Origin of the sequence: Acinetobacter sp. AOR12_HL, from assembly GCF_027855275.1 — a bacterium.
In the GTDB taxonomy this organism is placed as follows: domain Bacteria; phylum Pseudomonadota; class Gammaproteobacteria; order Pseudomonadales; family Moraxellaceae; genus Acinetobacter; species Acinetobacter baumannii.
Genome location: NZ_JAKTIJ010000020.1, coordinates 306,596 through 325,421 on the forward strand (window position 1 = coordinate 306,596; position 18,826 = coordinate 325,421).

The following is an 18,826-nucleotide window of genomic DNA, read 5'->3' on the forward strand; positions in this document are numbered from 1 at the left end:
AGTTAATTTATTTTTAGGGACTTGCATGTCAAATGCTTATCAGCTCATTTGGTTTCGCCAAGATTTGCGTATACATGATCATGCAGCTTTATGGCACGCCAGCCAGCAAGGACCTTCCCTCGGTTTAGTCATCTTATCGCCAGAGCAATGGAAACAACACGCCGATGCTCCAATAAAAATAAGTTTTTATTTACGACAACTCAGAACGCTTCAGAAAGAGTTAGCAGCAATTCATATTCCACTAGTTATTCAAGTCATTCCCTATTGGAAAGAGATCGCAAACTTTATTTCTGATTTCAGCAAGAAATATAATATTGAAAACGTGTATGCCAATATCGAAATAGGCGTAAATGAATTAAAAAGAGATAAAACGGTACAAGACTATTTAAATCGGCATGGCAAAGAACTATTTTTATTCCATGACCGTACTATTTTTCCTTTACGTTCAATCCGTAACCAATCACAACAACCATATCAAGTATTTAGTGCATTCAAAAAAGCCTGTTATACAAAGCTCGACACAAGCGGTTTACCTCAATGTTATCCGGTCCCTAATAAACAAAATGAAGTACCACTAGATTTTTTACAGGGGGAAAATATTGATTTAGACGAAATTGAAAAGCTATTTTGCTCATCTCTCTCAAAAGAACAGCAAGATTTATGGCCTGTTGGCGAACAATACGCATTAGAACAATTAGATCAATTTATTGAAGAATCGGTTTGTCATTATAAACTCGAGCGCGATTTTCCTCATATACAAGGTACAAGTAAGCTTTCGCCTTATTTAAATATTGGTATTTTATCTATTCGACAGTGTTTACAAGCACTCTTTCGTAATCAACATGGCAACTTTCACTTAGTCAATGAGGGCCAACAAACATGGTTAGACGAACTTCTTTGGAGAGAGTTCTACCAACATATTTTATTTGATTTTCCGCATGTTTCTAAACACATCCCGTTTAAGAAAGATAGTCAGAAGATTAAATGGAACCATAATCCAGAACATTTAACCGCATGGCAAACGGGTCAAACCGGTATTCCTATTGTTGATGCCGGGATGCGACAACTTTTACAAACAGGCTGGATGCATAATCGAGTACGTATGATTACGGCCATGTTTTTATGTAAAAATCTTTTGATTGATTGGCGCATTGGTGAACAATGGTTTATGCAACATTTAATTGATGGTGACCTCGCCGCAAATAATGGCGGTTGGCAATGGTGTGCCTCAACAGGAACAGATGCCGTACCTTATTTTCGGATTTTCAACCCAATTGCTCAATCAAAGAAGTTTGATCCGGAGGGTGAATATATTCGCCAATGGGTGAAAGAATTGGCTCATTTGGACAATAAAACGATTCATGAACCCTACTCAAGCAAAACCGATCTTGGTTTAAATTATCCAAAACCCATAGTAGATTTAAAAGAAACACGCCTTAAAGCAATTGAAACTTTCAAGAATATTTAGATAACAATTGAGTCTGCTCTGTTTATTTTTGATGAAAAATTAATAACAAGGTTTGACTATACAGTGGCTTTAATCTACAAATAAACATAATAGATACCTAAAAAGGACAGAAACAACAACTACTTCGCAAATCAACACCTTTCATTATAAAAGTATAAAAAAATTAACATTACAAAAAAGGTAGCATAGGCCACATGCAACAAAAACACCCCGGTAGAACACTCATCTTATGGATTATCGCAGCTCATCTATTTATGGGAATGGTTGCATATGAGTGGCTGCCTGTGAGTTTTAGAGGAAGTTGGATTTTTATTCTTCTTCTTTTAATTTCAGGTGCTTTTTTAGAAGTCGGTTTGTCTTTAATTGTAGGTTTAGTCGCTTTTATTGGGGTTGCCGTATACTTTTTACTCGACTTAGGCGCACAAACACATATTGAACGTCAGTTACTTTTACTATTCATTATTCCCCTAATTCCGCTCTTTCTAAGTGCTGTACGCCACAATATTGAAATTAATGTACAGAAATATCGTGATATTCAAAGCTATGACCGAAACTATCGCCGCGATATTTTCCCGCTCAGTGCTTTAAAATACTTTCAGCGTAGTTTTTTTAAATTACTTGATCACCACAATGTACAAGATTATGAAGTATTCGAAATCCGAATTCTTAATCGCAGTCTGATTAAAGAAATGTTAGGCGATGATGTCTGGAAAACAACTCAAAATGAAATGATTAAAATTTTGAGCCAACATGAACCCAACGAGATTGTTTTCCAGTTTGCAGATGATGATCTGGAAAATATTTACAGTATTATGATTCGCCAGCAGAAAACAGAAGAAGACCCTGTATTCTTAAAAAAATTAAAAGAAATTACGACCTTGCGTCTTGAGGTGGAATACAAAATTGTTCCTCTTCCACCCGAGGAGATGAGCTAATGTCTAATCTTCTTAATATTTGTGGAATTGTAATCGCCTCTAGCCAATATCCAGATGCCACATTACAACAGTTCTATCGACAATATTATCATTGCGAAATTAAAGCTGAGCAAATAAAAGCCGAGGTTCAAAGTCCTAGTGATCTTTCCATGTTTTTCCCTTACCAAGATACATGGTGGCCTGTCTTTACGATTGATCAGATTAGCTCTGAAAGTTTCCAAAAGTTTATCCATAACGGAATTAGACCCGGCATTATCTTGCCAGACGAGGTGTTTGGTTTTCCACACTATTTCTTGTTAAAAGAAGCAGTAAGCCAAGGTGCTATTCCTATTGTGCTTTTTAAAACTGAACAACCTCAATATTTTGCCGCAAAAGCAACTTTTTCGACCGCTATTGGTTTACGCCCAATGGCTGCTTTTGTGAGTACGGGATGGGATGAAAATTTAATTTCTCAACCAACGGGTAGTTATATTATCCAGCTAAATTCAGCAAATTTACCATTACCCTCAAGAGAAGTCAGACAAGGCCAACATTTATTTTACTCGGCCAAGGGTTTTAACGGTCATGTTTCAGGTTATGAAATTATCATTAATCCCCCTGCCGATTTACCTCTATCTAATATTCGATATCCTCAACTCGGCATTTCTTGGAACTTTAATAATATTGATTATGAGAGTACTCCTGAACATGTAAGTACGAATCTTATAGGTTATATATTTATTGTTTTAAGCATTGTTGTTGTTCCACTTGACCTGATTTTAACAACGACGTATCCGGATCTACTCGGTACATTTGGTAGCTATATTTCATGGATCTCCTTAGTGGTCGGGGCAATTTTATTATTGCTGCTCATCTCTTCTATTATTAGGAGGGTCCGTAAAAATGGCTCCAATTGATATCCTGTTTTTATTTGGCTTTTTAGGTATTTGGATTCCACAAGCATTTTGGGCATGGTTAAGCTATCAAGCGTGGAAGTATTCCAAAACGGCTGAAAAAGAGCTGCAAAACTTACCAATACCAGAAAGATGGCCAGTCTTAAGTGTTTTGATCCCTGCTTATAATGAAGGCGTTGTGATTGAGGACACTTTGCATGCCATTGCTCAACAGGACTATCCGGCAGAGTCTTATGAAGTCTTACTGATCAATGATGGCTCCAAAGACAACACCCTTGAAATCGCAGAAAACCTCGCAAAAATTTATCCTTGCATAAAAATTGTCAATGTACCCAAAGGTATGGGTGGTAAAGGTAAATCAAGAACGCTTAATAATGGTCTTCCCCATGCCAAAGGTGAGTTAATTGTTGTTTACGACGCCGATAGTACCCCTGAACCCGATTGCGTCCGATTACTTGCCCAAACCTTGTTAGCCGATAAAAAGCTAGTCGCGGTAAATGGCAAAGTCAGAACCCGTAACTGGCAAGATAGTATTTTGACTCGTTTTATTGCGATTGAATTCATCTTTTTCCAATGGATCTTTCAAGGTGGACGCTGGCAACGTTTTGAACTATCAACATTAATGGGAACAAATTATGTCATCTGGCGCGATGCTCTAGAGACTTTGGGCGGTTTTGATGAAAAATCGCTAGTCGATGATACAGAAATGAGTTTTCGAATTTTTATCGGACAAAAACGAATTAAATGGGTTCCCTATGCAATCGGTTGGCAACAGGATCCTCCTTCATTAAGCGTATTCGTTAAACAGCGCTCACGCTGGACTCAAGGTAATTTTTATGTGACACGTAAATATTTACCTGTAGCACTGAGAACCCCATTCCCAATCGGGATTGAAATTCTAAATAACATTATGTGCTATATCCTTTTTGTACCGGCTTTATTCTGGAGTCATATTACCTTAACGCTTGGCTTACTTGATATTGCAGGTATTTCAGTTCCTGGTCCATTTACACTACTGTGGGGACTCTCATTTTGTCTCTATGTAGCACAAATGTGGTTTACGCTTTCTTTAGAAAAAGTTAAACCAGAACTCTATTTTTATTCTGTCTTATCTTACGTAAGTTACTCACAAATCTTCTTATTTATTGTGTTTAAAGCCGCATTCGACATGCTAAAAAATAAAATACAGGGCAACTCCCTTCAATGGTACAAAACGGAACGTAGCAAGGAGAAAAAATAAATGAAAAAGACTTTTGATCTTTACCAAACAGCTCAAGTGCTCCTTGCCAGCACCAGTTTTTTGCTTGCCATGTCTACTCATGCTTATACATGGAAACTCGACGATATTAGTACCTCGACTAAATATACAGTCGAGCCTCACTTTTTCTATATTGGAAAAGGTGCTGAATGGCAAAACATTCAGTTTTCGAGTGACTACTCAACTGAAAATGACACAACAGTACTCGTCAAATATGACGACAAGCTCATTTATAACACTACGCTTAATGGTGATGGCCAATTCAAATTTAATATTCCTGCCAGTCAGAGTGGTTTTCACCGTTTAGATTTTATTATTCAACAATATGCAAAACCAACGACGCTTAACCAAACAAAAGAAACATTCTGTACAGAAGATATTGATCACTTAACTTATTTGAGTAATTCCCAACTCGACTTTACACCTATTCGAAATGAGTACCGTTTAAAAGATCTACCGGACGCTTTATTTAACCCTCAGGCTAGACGTCCTACACCTTTTGTCGGAATCTTAAAATATAACCGTAAAGAAATTACCGAAGCCTCTATGTTGGCCCGATTAGTAAGTTCGTGGAGTTCTGTAACGCCAATTGAATGGGTTGATTCAGGCCAAACCAATCTAAATCCTGAAACGAACTTTATTATTGAAGTGATTCGTTCGGCAAGCCCACTCAAAGGAGGAGCCTTAGTACAAATTGCTAAACCGGCTGAAGGTGTACCGACGCTATCTATTACTTATCACACTCCACAAGAGCTTACCGCTGCCATTAACGGGCTAATTAATCCAACTTATGTGCAACAGCTTGATACGGGTAGCGCTATTTTTCCAACTACAATCTCAGCACCAGCTTGGGCGCAATTTAAAAAAATTGATACGCTTGCAGATCTAGGTATTCAGGATTTTCGACTAAATCATGCCGAAAAGAATTTATTTCTTGATTTTCCGGCAGTATGGCAACCTACTGATATTCTGCAAGGGCAAATCGCACTTCGTATTCAAAGTGGACTATTACAAGGTTCAAATATTACAGCATGGATTGATGGAGGACTTGCAGGAAGTATGAAAACGGCGGATCTCGCATCCGACCCTGTAAACCGACAGTTCAACATCTTTGCCAAGGAAATTTCAAATACAACCAACTTTAGCTTAAAACTTGAAAACTCGGTTATTGCCAACTCTCAATGTTTACCCAATGCTCACGGCTCACTCTGGGTTGATACCGCCAAATCAACGGTAAAACTTCCCCATAAACTTAAAAATGGTGTTGCCGCTCTTTCAATGACCTTAGCCACCAAGCCAACAATCGCAATTGATGACCAATCCGGGGCATTAAATATTGCCATTATTTTAGGACAAGTCGCTAAAAATATGCTGCTGACACAAGCACCAATGCCAGTGAACCTAGTACGCTTTTCTCCGACCTCTCCACAAGCAGTGAATGTGAGAGTGAACAAAGAGATTTATCAGCAACAAGTCTTAATGCATCAAAATATTATTTATGCACCCGCAGCAGCGAATGGCTTTATCGTAAGTTATAACAATAACCGCTTCGATGTAATTACAGACTCTGAAAACGGTGCACAAACCTTTATGCATTTATGGGGAAAAATACAGCATAAAATCCCAAATAATGTGACCAAAATGCTAGTGTCTGAAAACGGCAATATTTATGTTCTTCAAAAATTAATTGTAGGTAATCAAAAAGCGCCATTAGTTCAGCAATCATCATTCTTTTTATTAGTTGTGATTATCTCTGCAATTATGATAATAGTGATCTTCTTGTGGTATTGGTTACGACGTAATAATGAAAAAACAGATACCAATTAAAATAACTGCTTTTATTATTTTAATTATATGTAGTGTAGTGGGTTATGCGGGGTTGTTCAAAAATCATGGGCAACCTCCCATTATTGAGGGTATTTTCTGGCAACCTGACAATGATACTACTCCTCCTAAAGGAAACTGGCATTACTTAGGAATAAATACTTTTGTTCCCCAATGGTCTGTCGTTGAATCTAAATCTTGGTGGAAAAACTCCAATCTTCCTCAATGGGAAAAAGCCATTGATTTACAAAAAATTAAACAGCAACCTTGGGCCAAAAATCTTATATTGGGGTTAGCAGGTGAATATAATGAACACGAAGCGCGTGCTAATGTCGTTGCTTTGGGTGAAAAATCTGCACAAATTATTCAAGAACAAAATGATACATCTTTAAAAGGCTATTATTTTCCAGTAGAAGCCGACCCAACATGGCTAAGAGTAAGTACCTTAGGACATGTTTTGGAAAAATTACCCTCACCTATTTGGGTTAGTGTTTATAGTGGTGAAAGTGAACCTGAAAACTACGATTTATGGGTTAAAAGCTGGCTTCCTCAACAAGCAGGCGTTTTTTTCCAAGATGGTGTAGGTGTCGGAGTACGAACTCCCGAACAAGCTAGACGTATTTTAGATCAACTTGAACAGACACTTGGAAAAGATAAAACGGTTATTGTTTTAGAAGCATTTCGAACCAAGAAAAATGGTCAATTTCGTGCAGCCTATCCTTGGGAAATTATCTCTCAAATTAAGGCGTATGAAGGGAAAAAAATTTATATTTTTGATGGCCCCCACTATATGGGCCGATGGTCCGTTTATATTGTCGGTCTATGGTATCGACTCGTTTATGGCAGCACACCCGCCACCATAAACGAACCCAAAAACTCAAAATAAATGATCTCTAGTTATAAGTTCTGGCAATTTCATCTAATATTCGCTGGGCAGCACGTCCATCACCAAACGGATTTTCAACATGAGCCATTTTTTGGTAATGCTGCGAATCCGTTAAAAGTTTCTCAGCCTCTTCAATAATTTTCTGCTGATTTGTTCCAACCAATACCCCTGCTCCCACCTCTACCACTTCCGGGCGTTCAGTCGTGTCTCTTAAAATTAAGACAGGCTTATTAAATGATGGGCTTTCTTCTTGTAAACCACCAGAGTCCGTTAAAATAAAGGTGGAGCGGTCGATAACGGCCAATAAACTTGGATAATCGAGTGGCTTCACAAGATGAATTTGAGCATGACTTTTAAATTTATCGTGCACTACATTATGTACAGCAGGATTTAAATGTACAGGCCAAATAAAATGTAAATCAGGATGCTGTTTTGCTAAATACTCAACAGCATTACAAATATTCTGAATTCCTTCGCCAAAATTCTCACGGCGGTGAGCAGTTATAAGTACAACTTTATCGTTTTGTTTTAATTCAATTCCGTAAGGCTCAAGTTGATTTTTCAAACCTGTCTTTTCAGCTATGAGTTTCCTTCCTAAATATACAGCATCAACTACCGTATTTCCTGTCACTGTAATCAATGAAGGTGGAATCTGCTCATTTAACAAGTTACGCTTTGATTGTTCTGTAGGGGCAAAATGCCATTTGGTAATACGAGAAACTAACTGGCGGTTGCCTTCTTCAGGAAACGGATGATCTAAATCATAAGAACGTAAGCCTGCTTCGACATGGGCAACAGGAATCTTCATTGAAAATGCAACTAGCCCAGCAGCTAACACGGTTGTAGTATCACCTTGAATAACAATTGCATCTCTTTTTTGACCATCTGTATAGATATTTTCAAGTTGCGTTAAGCCATGAATTAAAAGCTGATTTAGGCTTTGTCCAGCATTCATAATTTTAAGGCGATGGTCAATTTCAACCCCAAAGAAATCTATCGCATCTCGAACTAATTCATCATGTTGTCCTGTAAAAATAACTTCTACCTGAAATCGTGAGTCTTGTTTTGCTAATAAAATTACCGGAGCCAACTTTATGAGCTCTGGACGAGTACCAAATACAATTGAAATAAAAATTTTCTTCATTATTAGAAATCCTTATAAAAAACAAGTTCTACACGAGTATTGTTGTAATGATCTTTTGTATTAACCGGTACGTCTTTAAAATAATTGCCATATAGACGTTCAACCCGTAGTTTTATCGGTTGATAATTAAAAGGCTGCCATGAAATGCCTGGGCCATATTCAAATAAATTATTGTAATATTCATCTTCGCTATCCGCTAAGCCATGCAATTTCACATAAGCCTGCACAGATCCACTCTCACCCTTATAGAGATTTAAACCTGTGCGTAAGCGTAAGTCCCCAATAACGTTATAGTCCTCTCTCGAATAAGTCGCGACATTGCCATATAAGTCAGTAAAATAATTATCTAAACAAAGTGAATGATCGCAGTTTGATTGTGAATACCATTCTTGATAACCCGTTACACCGCCTACAACACTCTCACGAAATCGCTTTCTATTTCTATCAATCAAGTCATAACTTCCACCAACTTCGACATAGGCTCGCACAGGAATGGAAGTCCACGGTTGATAATTTGCCCCCACCCCTAAAGTGGCTGCATTTTCATCAATAATTTCAGGTCGGACCCCACCTTGTGATTGAGTATCGCGGTTTAAATTAAGAAAGCCATATACTTGGGCTCGCCCGTTATCGATGTTTTTGCCATACCTCATTTTTAAAGGAAAAATAACATCGTCATAACGTGACTCATAAGACGGTGCAAAATAAATATCTCTAAAATATGGTTGAACTTCTCCCCCACTTAAATTTTTAACTGCCTGAGTTGCTTTAGCAGCAATTTCAGGGTCTGAAGAGGAACTTAACTCTTTAAATAAAACCAATGCTTCACGATCTTTTTTCTGCTGATTCAGCAAATAAGCTTCTTGTAATTTTAAGGTGTCATCTTGAGGAGCTAAATTTCTTGCTTGCCTTAAGCTTTGTAAAGCTTCTTTCCTTTTTTCAAGCCGAATCTGTAAATAAGTAAGACTTTTCCAGACTTTAATATCGGTTGGTGTCAGTTTACTAAGCTCAACTAATATTTTTTCTGCCTCTTGCGGTTGAGACTGTTCAATTTTATAAAATCTATCCCATTTATCATAAATAGGGTTACCGGGCTTATATGCAGGGTCGACTTGCTCTTGTGCATAAACTGAGCTTATACCGATCATTCCCAAAGAAGAGATCACTGCTCCCATCAGTAATATTGAATGTGTTATAGAGTTTATTGTTTTGATATTTTTCATTTTCACCTCTACAGTAAATTAGACTTATTAGGGAGGGCAAGCCTTTGGAATGATCAATAAATATTATAATTAAAAATAATAAGTTACATCGTTAAGTTAGGTTAAGGATGTTTTAAAATAATTGTTTAATCTCCATTTTTATTATTGATCTATTCTGTCTTATCCCTAAATTTCCTATAATAATGACATATTTTTTGACCAATAAATTGTAAAATTTCATAGCATTTATAAAACATTAATAAGGAAAAACACATGGCTTTTCCACATCATACAGAGCATCATGCCATTCAGCGCTCAGGTTGGCTAAGAGCCTCAGTATTAGGCGCTAATGATGGCATTATTTCAGTGACTAGCTTAATTATGGGGATGGCTGCAAGTGGGGCAAGCTCACATACTCTATTTATCACTTGTGTTGCCGGGCTCATTTCAGGCGCAACCTCAATGGCTGCCGGAGAATATATTTCTGTTAAATCTCAAGAAGATATTGAAAAATCAGATTTAGCTATTGAGGCAAAAGAATTAAAAAAATACCCTCAAAAAGAATTGGATGAATTAACTCAAATCTATATTTCTAGGGGACTTTCAAAAGAACTAGCAAAGGAGGTAGCTATTCAGCTTACAACTCATGATGCTTTGGGTGCACATGCCCGAGATGAAATCGGTATTCATGAAAATACGGCGGCAAACCCAATTCAAGCAGCACTCTCCTCAGCAGCTTCATTTTCATTTGGGGCATTTTTCCCCATGCTTGCCATTTTGTTTAGCCCAGAGCATTTAATTATGCCAAGTGTGCTTATTACAGGTATCGCGGCATTAGCAATTTTAGGTGCCCTTTCGAGTTATTTTGCAGGCACTTCTAAAATCAAAGGTAGTTTACGTATTACCTTATGGGGTATTTTAGCGATGGCTTTTTCAAGCTGGATTGGTTCCTTATTTAATGTCACTCCTTTATAAGAGAGTTTTTTAAATAAGACTCTTAATATTTAAAAATTAAATAGCCAATATTATTTGCTCTTCATTCTATTTTCACGTTATGGTGAAGAGAAAGAATTGAGGTGAATAAAATGAGCCTATTACAACAACTTGCAATCAAACATCCAATTTTTCTGGCTCCAATGGCGGGCGTCTCTACTCCTGAATTAGCAGCCGAGGTTTCAAATCAAGGAGGCCTTGGATCATTAGGCTTAGGAGCAAACACACCGCAAAGTGCACGTGAACAAATTTTAAAAACTCAAGCGCTCACGGAAAACCCATTTCAAGTTAATTTTTTCTGTCATCAATCGACTGAGCTTAATGTAGAAAAAGCAAAACAATGGCTTGAGTACCTACGTCCTCATTTTGAAAAATTCGATGCTCAACCGCCCCAAGAACTGCACTGTATCTATCCAAGTTTTTTAGACAATGATGATTTTTTAAATATTGTTTTAGAAACTAAGCCAAAAGCAGTAAGTTTTCACTTTGGTATTCCGCATCCGCATCAAATTAAAGCTTTAAAAGAGGCTGGTATTTTGACTATGGTTTCGGCAACTAATTTGATCGAAGCTCAAGCTATTGAGGCAGCGGGCATCGATATTATTATTGCCCAAGGGATTGAGGCAGGCGGACATAGAGGGATTTTCAACCAGACTTTTGATGGGGCAATTAAAACTAGTGACTTGGTTCAACTGATTGTGCAGCACTGCACACTTCCGGTTGTCGCCGCAGGTGGCATAATGACTGGCTTACAAGCCAAACATATGTTGGGCTTAGGCGCAGCCGCAGTCCAATTAGGGACAGCATTTGTTCAATGCCAAACTTCAAATGCTTCTGCCGAATATCGCAAAGCCCTATTTAGTAAACCTGTAACACAGATTAGTGCTAGTCTTTCTGGACGCCCTGCTCGGGGGATACTCAACCATTGGCATACAAAAATTGATTCACCTACTCGCCCTGTACAACCCGAATATCCTTATACCTATGATTTAGCAAAGCAACTAAATGCTCTTGCAAGCAAACACCAAGATTACGGTTTTGGTGCTTTTTGGGCAGGAAGTAACGTTGCACAAATACGTGAACTTGAAGCACCTGATCTGGTTAATCAACTGGTCGTTGAAATGCTAGACAATGAATAGGTAAAAATTCCAAGCAACCAGTCTCTGTACTGGTTGCTTTATTTTAGTGAGTATCTAATAAATTAACCTGTTCAACCTGAACATCGCTCATCAAATTACCTTCAGCGAGCAATTGATTAAAATAGCTCTCAACAACTAAAGCTTGTTCAGCAGTCGTTTCAACTTTATACATATTTTGTCGAAACTCATTACTTGAGCGTAAACCTTTGGTGTACCAAGCAATATGCTTACGGGCAATACGACAACCAGAGTATTCACCATAAAACTGATATAACTCAGACAAATGCCCTAAAAGCACCTCTTTAACTTCTTCAATATTCGGAGCAGCAAGGTGTTCACCAGTTTTTAAGTAATGGGCAATTTCACGAAAAATCCACGGTCGACCTTGTGCAGCCCGCCCAATCATAATTGCATCCGCCCCAGTATAGTCCAGTACATATTTTGCTTTTTCAGGACTATCAATATCACCATTAGCAATCACAGGAATATGGATTAATTCTTTAACATGCTTAATCAATTCATAACGGGCGGTATTTAAATACATATCTTCACGCGTACGGCCGTGTAGTGCTAATGCAGCGATGCCAGCCTCTTCGGCACGCTTAGCCACCCGTAGAATATTCTCTTGGCCATTTAAAAATCCCAAACGGGTTTTTAAAGTTACCGGAACATCAACTGCTGCAACGACTGCATCTAATATTCGAGCTACCAAATCTTCATCTTGTAATAATGCTGAACCTGCTAATTTATTACATACTTTCTTTGCAGGACATCCCATATTGATATCAACAATTTGCGCGCCATTTGCGACTTGGTAACGAGCCGCTTCAGCCAACTGTTCTGGATCGGAACCAGCAATCTGTGCAGAAATTGGAGCTAACTCTCCATCAAAATTAGCACGATAAAGACTTTTTTTAGTCATACGTAAAGTCTTGTCAGCAGTCATCATTTCACTGACTGCATGACCCGCACCGAAATACTTGCACAGCGTTCTAAATGGACGGTCAGTTACACCGGCCATAGGAGCAACAATTAAATTATTTGACAGTTGATAGGGACCAATATACATATATATTCATACAATTGATGATCGGCATAGTATACTTCATCCGCTTGATCAGCTCATCTTTTTATGCAGGTGTCCTCCTCTCCATGAACAAACCGTTGTCTTCCCGTTTTTTATTTAAATCATTCGGTATGGTTGCCGTATGCATGAGTTTAGCTGCTTGTGGAGATAAAGCCTGGTGGTCAAATAATGATGAGCCTGAATTAGAAAGCCAGCAAATCAAACGTCTCATCCCATCTCGTGTGCATGACCGTGAGTCATGGGCTAAAGATATTGATGACATTATGAAAGACTTAGACATTCCTAAAACCAAACAAAATGTCTGTAGTATTGTGGCGGTCGTTGATCAAGAATCCAATTTTGTTGCCAATCCTCAAGTGCCAGGATTAGGACAAAAAGCGGTTGAGGAAGTCAGTACACGTTTAAATGAAAAATTTGAAGATAAGCTTGGCAAAACCATTGGTGGAACAATTGCAGGTTACTTTGAAGAAGTACTAAGAACCCAACCCTCTCCTGACAATAACTATATGAGTCAGATGCGTAAAGTTAAAACCGAGAAAGACCTTGATTTACTTTACCGAGAAATTTTCGACTTTATGGCCAAACACTATCATGTAAGTGCTTTAACTGGCGCAGCTAAATTAGTTGGACAAGATATTGGCGAAAAAATGAATCCGATCACTACATTGGGTTCAATGCAAGTTCATATTAACTATGCCAAAGCAAACAAACGCTCGAGTATGAATACTGCTGCACTACGTGATGACTTATATACCGAGTATGGCGGCCTATATTATGGAATTCACCGTTTAATGGTTTATCCGGCAGATTATGATAAAGCCATTTATCGTTTTGCAGATTACAACTCTGGTATGTACTCTAGTCGTAATGCAGCTTTTCAAAAAATGCTAAAAGAACTCACCGACAAGGATATAAGTCTTGATGGCGATCTACTCCTTTACACAAAAGATGGTGATCCACGCGCAACTCAAAGCGAGTCAGAAAAAGAACTAATTACCGTATTTGCTAGTAATAATGTTTTAGTTACACCAAGACAGATTCGTGATGATCTAAAATTAGAAAAAGAAAAAAAGTTTGAGAGTACTCAAACTTATATTGCACTGACTAAACTTTATAAATCAAAAACTGGCAAAGAGCCGCTCTATGCAATTATGCCGCAAGTGGTGATTTCTGGGCCTAAACTAAGTCGTGACTATAATACTAACTGGTATGCAACCCGCGTAAACGGACGATATGAAACATGTATGCAACGAGCGAAACGAATAAGACTATAAAAAATCTCGCCCTGTTCGATTTTGATGGAACCTTGTGTAGTAAAGACAGTTTTACAGGGTTCATCTTTTATGCGTTGTCTAAACGTCATATTGTGAAGCAAGGCTTGAAAATCCTGCCATGGATTCAAGCCTATTATCTTAACTTTTATCCAGCCCATGCTATGCGTGCCAAGCTATTTCGTAGCATGTTCAGAGATACTCCTGCAATTGAATTGCAAAGACTAGGCGAAGAATACGCACAAGAACTCGTCTCGGCACTTTCACCTGAAATTTTTGCACAATTACAGCAACACCAGCTATTAGGTGATCAGGTGGTATTAGTTTCTGCCTCCATTGATATCTATCTCGCTCCACTTTGCAAATTACTAGATATCGAATTAATTTGTACAGAGACTCAAATTAAAAATGGCATGATGACAGGTTACTACTCAACTCCGGATTGTAGTAGTGAGCAAAAGAAGTTAAGAATACATGAGCAATATTCTCTAAAACATTATCAGCGAATCTATGCGTATGGAAATAGCTCAGAAGATTTAGACATGCTTAGTCTTGCTACACATCCTTTTATGGTCGGTGAAGATCGAATCTTGCCCTCATTAACCCCACAAAAAAAGCTCGCATGATGCGAGCTTTTTTAATTTAGAACAACTTAGTAAATTGCCATATGATCACGATGAATCATTTCTAATGAACGGGCTTCACCAAGTACTTGGTAAACTTTGTCTGAAGAAAGACCTTTAATAATTTCAGCAGAACGAGAGCTAAAATTCACTCGCCCAACCGCAACACGTTTACCTTGTTTATCGACACATTCAACCACATCACCACGATCAAAATGTCCTTCAACAGTTTTTACCCCAACAGGCAATAAACTGCGATGTTTCAATTTAATCGCTTCAACTGCGCCATCATCAATTACAAGACGACCCGCTGTTTGTAAATGTGCAGCAAGCCATTGCTGATGCGCTGTCATACGGTCTTTATCAGTCGTAAACAATGTACCCAGCATCTCACCAGCCATCACTCGTGACAATACATTGTCGCTTTCACCACTAGCAATCAATGTCGGGCAACCTGACTTGGCAGCTAAACGTGCAGCACGAACTTTAGTGACCATGCCACCTCGTCCAAGCACACCGCCACCACCAGCCATTTCAAATAAAACATCATCCATAGCACGCACAGTTGATAACAGTTTTGCATCAGGATTATGACGTGGGTCTGAATCAAACATACCTTGCTGATCTGTTAAAATAATTAATAAATCAGCATGTACTTGACCAGCAACCATAGCTGCGAGTGTATCGTTATCACCAAAACGAATCTCATCGGTAGATACAGTATCGTTTTCATTAATGACCGGAATAACACGCCAATCAATCAAGTTCTGCAATGCATCACATGAATTTAAGTAACGACGGCGGTCTGCCAAATCATCATGTGTTAACAACACCTGAGCAGTTCGGATACTATGATTTTCAAGCACACTAGACCAAGTATGAATTAGGCCCATCTGCCCAATTGCGGCGCATGCTTGAAGACTGGGTAGATCGGTGGGTCGACTCGCAAGCTTCATACGAACCATACCTTCTGCCACAGCTCCTGAAGACACTAAAATAATTTCGTGTCCAGCATTGTGTAAATCTGCAATCTGTTTCGCCCAATGCGAAATAGCGTCCAGATCTAGACCCTGCCCATTTGCCGTGAGTAAAGATGATCCGATTTTAACAACGATTCGTTTACACTCACTGAGCTTACGTTGCCCATCGACCACTTCTATCATGTTTTCCTCGGTTTTTTAGTCACGAACGTAGATGCTTTCTACATCACCATCGTCTTCATCGTCATCGAAGTCATCATCATCGTCCATCATGCTTTCAAGGCGTTGTGCCTTACGCATAGCACGGTATGCTTCCTTCGCTGCAATGGTCTGTTCACGTGTTTCAGCTTCAAGCTGTTCACGGAATGCTCTTACTTCTGCTGCGTACTCAGGATCTTCAACTTCACGTTCACGTTGTTGTTCAATCTGATCCATGAGGTAATAAACAACTTCTTTGGTTCCTTCTTCGAGTAAACCCGAGGTCTTAAAGACAGGACCTGTCCATTGCAACTCATCTAGAATATGCTGACACCATTCTTCACGGCTTTCTTCAGCAATCTGATCAAGTTTATTAAGTACTAATACAATTGGTAACTTCGCCAAAGTAGGAGAAAACTTGGCAAGTTCATTCATAATTGCTTTAGCATTATGGGCCGGATCTGAACCATCAATTGGTTGTACATCAATAATGTGCAAAAGAATACGTGTACGTGCTAAATGCTTAAGGAAACGAATACCTAAACCTGCACCTTCTGCTGCACCCTCAATAAGTCCCGGAATATCTGCCATCACAAACGAGCGGTGACGGTCAGCATCTACTACACCTAGGTTAGGAACCATAGTGGTAAATGGATAATCTGCTACTTTTGGTTTCGCGGCACTTACTGCACGAATAAATGTTGATTTACCAGCATTTGGCATACCTAATAAGCCAACATCTGCTAATACTTTCAACTCAAGGCGAATTTCACGGAACTCACCTTTTGTACCTGTCGTACATTTACGTGGAGCACGGTTGGTTGATGATTTAAAGTGAGTATTTCCTAAACCACCTTCACCACCGCTTGCAACCATGACTCTTTGGCCGTCTTCTACCAGATCGCCAATAATATCGCCTGAATCTGTATCAACAATTGTTGTACCAACGGGTACTTTTAAAACCACATCTTCACCACCACGTCCGGTACAGTTAGCACCTGCACCGTTTTTACCACGCTCAGCGCGGAATTTACGGGTGTAACGGTAATCGACCAGGGTACTTGTATCATCATCTGCTTGAATATAGATACTTCCACCACGTCCGCCATCACCACCATCTGGGCCACCAAATGGTACAAATTTTTCACGGCGAAAACTGGCTACGCCATTGCCACCGTCGCCAGCCTCTACGGTAATGACTGCTTCATCAACAAAGCGCATTTGCCAATCCTCTAAAAACTCTAAAACCGCCTATTCTGCCATATTTTCAGAAAATTCTCGAATAGAAAATCGAGAGAATTCTACTTTCCTGCTGCTTATTTTATTTCTTTTTATCAGGATATAAACCTACAGCAAGCCATGGTCTATTTTTATTGATTAATTACTTAAGGATGAACATTACGTAAAGGTAAATCCATCTTCATGTCCAAATTAGCTTTAGTGTGCTGAACAGAGTTATACATAATGGCATTAAAGCTTGAGATATTCCCCATTTCCATTGCATCGTTAACGTTCAAACTTGGGTTAAACTGATGTTTAATTGGCAAATTTATAGATTCATCAAACTCAAAATAAACCGGACCATTAAAAGCAATTTTAACCGGAATGGTATAACTACGTTTTAACTGAAATGGAATATCAAGTTTAATCGGGATATTTAATTTTAATGGAAACCTTGGTAATAACTTATTTTTGTAAATTAAATCAGTAGTTGTTTCTAAAGGCATCACCTGATCGACTTTTAATGTTGTCGCATAATCAACACTTACTGTAATTGGAGTCTCGACTTCAAACTCTAAATCAGCCAAGTATCTTCCTTTTAATGGAACTGAAATCTGACGGTCAATATCAATAGAGGTGTCTAATTTACCTATCGATTGGACCTGCAAATTATTACCAACATGTATTTTAGTTTCTAATGATTCTGGTAATCGAATATCTGACTCATGTGCTGAAACCACAACTGAAGCCTGTATGTTTAAATAAAACCAAAATAAGATTGCCGTGAGTATCATAATCAGAAAGAAACTGATTAATATACTTTTTAATGAGCCAAACATAAGCCATTCACCTATTTTGACTGGTTCTGAACAGGCGAAGAGTGATCTTCGCCAGATTTAACGCGATTCAGGCTCATGCTCGATAGTGGTATTTTTAACTCACCATGCTCGATTTTAACTGGCAAGGTATTTTTTACATCTACCGACGCATTTAAAGCTGTTTTCACAGGGACATTCAAACTTCCCTGAATTGGAATATTTGTTTTTAATTGAGCATTTAATGGAATATGAAGATTTTCTTTTAAGACCGTTTTTACCGGCGCATCAAACTTCAAATGAACTTTTTGATCAAGTGGAACTTGAATATCAATAGGTACATCCAACTGTAAAGGAATATTACCTTTTAATGGCAAAGTAATATCTTTACCAAGTACTCTCACCTGAACTTTCGTGTCAATTGGCAAACTTTGGTCAACTTTTAAAGTTTCTTTAACTGGAATAACTGTACTAATCGGCACCATATTATCGAAATAGACACGTGGTGTTAAAGTCTGTGTCAAAGGAATATTTAACTTCTCATTAATAGGAATATTAGCATTCACTCGCCCTTTTACATCGACATTTAAAGCATCTTTTACTTTAACCTGTACTTGTAATGGTTCTTGTAAATCGATCGCTACTGCTTGGTTTTTCAACGGAATATAAATATTAAAATGTTTAAACACCCAAATGGCGATAAGTACACCACATATATTCGCGATGATAATAAAAAAGAAGACGATCAATAATCTTTTAAACTGCTGCAATTCCAATCCCTTACTATTTCTTTTTGTTCCTTAAACCGTATTCTCATTGATTTCTAAAAAATAATCAGCATATATTTTGTACGGTTGTAAAAAAACCCAGTCTAAACTGGGTCTTTTTG

Annotated in this window: 17 protein-coding genes; 10 read left to right on the forward strand and 7 right to left on the reverse strand. The window is 38.3% G+C overall.

Annotated features, from left to right (window positions below; genetic code table 11):
- Positions 1-25 precede the first annotated feature (25 nt).
- The 6 genes from MKL36_RS09890 (at position 26) to MKL36_RS09915 (ending at position 7,264) form a co-directional block, all read left to right on the forward strand.
- The gene (locus MKL36_RS09890; RefSeq protein ID WP_000063721.1) at positions 26-1,468 is read left to right on the forward strand and encodes a cryptochrome/photolyase family protein; all 1,443 of its coding nucleotides are present in this window, start codon (positions 26-28) and stop codon (positions 1,466-1,468) included.
- 194 nt (positions 1,469-1,662) lie between these two features.
- Complete coding sequence (locus tag MKL36_RS09895) at positions 1,663-2,403, forward strand: hypothetical protein (protein WP_001186261.1); 741 nt, start codon at positions 1,663-1,665, stop codon at positions 2,401-2,403.
- Positions 2,403-3,299 (forward strand): hypothetical protein, encoded by an 897-nt coding sequence (locus MKL36_RS09900; RefSeq protein WP_021511056.1) that lies wholly within the window; start codon positions 2,403-2,405, stop codon positions 3,297-3,299. The genes MKL36_RS09895 and MKL36_RS09900 overlap by 1 nt, the downstream gene beginning before the upstream one ends.
- On the forward strand, positions 3,286-4,536 hold the full coding sequence (locus MKL36_RS09905; protein ID WP_000035257.1) for a glycosyltransferase family 2 protein: 1,251 nt from the start codon (positions 3,286-3,288) through the stop codon (positions 4,534-4,536). The genes MKL36_RS09900 and MKL36_RS09905 overlap by 14 nt, the downstream gene beginning before the upstream one ends.
- Positions 4,537-6,381, forward strand: coding sequence for a hypothetical protein (locus tag MKL36_RS09910; protein WP_000750591.1), 1,845 nt, complete (start codon positions 4,537-4,539; stop codon positions 6,379-6,381).
- Positions 6,359-7,264, forward strand: coding sequence for a hypothetical protein (locus MKL36_RS09915; protein ID WP_000744222.1), 906 nt, complete (start codon positions 6,359-6,361; stop codon positions 7,262-7,264). The genes MKL36_RS09910 and MKL36_RS09915 overlap by 23 nt, the downstream gene beginning before the upstream one ends.
- Positions 7,265-7,271: 7 nt before the next feature.
- Here MKL36_RS09915 and wecB read toward each other — a convergent pair whose 3' ends face one another.
- Both wecB and MKL36_RS09925 read right to left on the reverse strand, forming a co-directional pair.
- Positions 7,272-8,408, reverse strand: a complete 1,137-nt coding sequence (gene wecB, locus MKL36_RS09920) for a non-hydrolyzing UDP-N-acetylglucosamine 2-epimerase (RefSeq protein WP_000718059.1) — start codon at positions 8,406-8,408, stop codon at positions 7,272-7,274.
- Between the two features lie 2 nt (positions 8,409-8,410).
- Positions 8,411-9,631, reverse strand: coding sequence for a tetratricopeptide repeat protein (locus MKL36_RS09925; RefSeq protein WP_021511057.1), 1,221 nt, complete (start codon positions 9,629-9,631; stop codon positions 8,411-8,413).
- A 252-nt stretch (positions 9,632-9,883) separates the two neighbouring features.
- Between MKL36_RS09925 and MKL36_RS09930 the strand changes: the two genes are divergently transcribed.
- Both MKL36_RS09930 and MKL36_RS09935 read left to right on the forward strand, forming a co-directional pair.
- Entirely contained in the window at positions 9,884-10,585 is a 702-nt protein-coding gene (locus MKL36_RS09930; protein WP_000885360.1) for a VIT1/CCC1 transporter family protein, read from the forward strand.
- A 110-nt stretch (positions 10,586-10,695) separates the two neighbouring features.
- Positions 10,696-11,742 carry an NAD(P)H-dependent flavin oxidoreductase gene (locus tag MKL36_RS09935; RefSeq protein WP_021511058.1) on the forward strand — a complete coding sequence of 349 codons (1,047 nt, stop codon included), beginning with the start codon at positions 10,696-10,698 and terminating at the stop codon, positions 11,740-11,742.
- Between the two features lie 43 nt (positions 11,743-11,785).
- Here MKL36_RS09935 and dusB read toward each other — a convergent pair whose 3' ends face one another.
- On the reverse strand, positions 11,786-12,811 hold the full coding sequence (gene dusB / locus MKL36_RS09940) for a tRNA dihydrouridine synthase DusB (protein WP_000275423.1): 1,026 nt from the start codon (positions 12,809-12,811) through the stop codon (positions 11,786-11,788).
- Positions 12,812-12,894: 83 nt separating this feature from the next.
- Here dusB and MKL36_RS09945 point away from each other — a divergent pair, with 83 nt between their 5' ends.
- Both MKL36_RS09945 and MKL36_RS09950 read left to right on the forward strand, forming a co-directional pair.
- The gene (locus MKL36_RS09945; protein WP_001039857.1) at positions 12,895-14,103 is read left to right on the forward strand and encodes a DUF1615 domain-containing protein; all 1,209 of its coding nucleotides are present in this window, start codon (positions 12,895-12,897) and stop codon (positions 14,101-14,103) included.
- Entirely contained in the window at positions 14,070-14,726 is a 657-nt protein-coding gene (locus MKL36_RS09950) for an HAD-IB family hydrolase (RefSeq protein WP_000271361.1), read from the forward strand. The genes MKL36_RS09945 and MKL36_RS09950 overlap by 34 nt, the downstream gene beginning before the upstream one ends.
- Before the next feature lie 26 nt (positions 14,727-14,752).
- Here the strand turns inward: MKL36_RS09950 and proB are convergent, their stop codons facing one another.
- From proB to MKL36_RS09970, 4 genes are all read right to left on the reverse strand, one after another.
- A complete protein-coding gene (proB, locus tag MKL36_RS09955) occupies positions 14,753-15,886 on the reverse strand; it encodes a glutamate 5-kinase (protein ID WP_000573844.1) in 1,134 nt (377 codons plus the stop codon).
- Between the two features lie 15 nt (positions 15,887-15,901).
- On the reverse strand, positions 15,902-17,122 hold the full coding sequence (cgtA, locus tag MKL36_RS09960; RefSeq protein ID WP_001212949.1) for an Obg family GTPase CgtA: 1,221 nt from the start codon (positions 17,120-17,122) through the stop codon (positions 15,902-15,904).
- A gap of 164 nt (positions 17,123-17,286) precedes the next feature.
- The gene (locus tag MKL36_RS09965; protein ID WP_000468065.1) at positions 17,287-17,961 is read right to left on the reverse strand and encodes a hypothetical protein; all 675 of its coding nucleotides are present in this window, start codon (positions 17,959-17,961) and stop codon (positions 17,287-17,289) included.
- Positions 17,962-17,972: 11 nt separating this feature from the next.
- Entirely contained in the window at positions 17,973-18,707 is a 735-nt protein-coding gene (locus MKL36_RS09970) for a hypothetical protein (RefSeq protein WP_031945601.1), read from the reverse strand.
- Positions 18,708-18,826 lie beyond the last annotated feature (119 nt).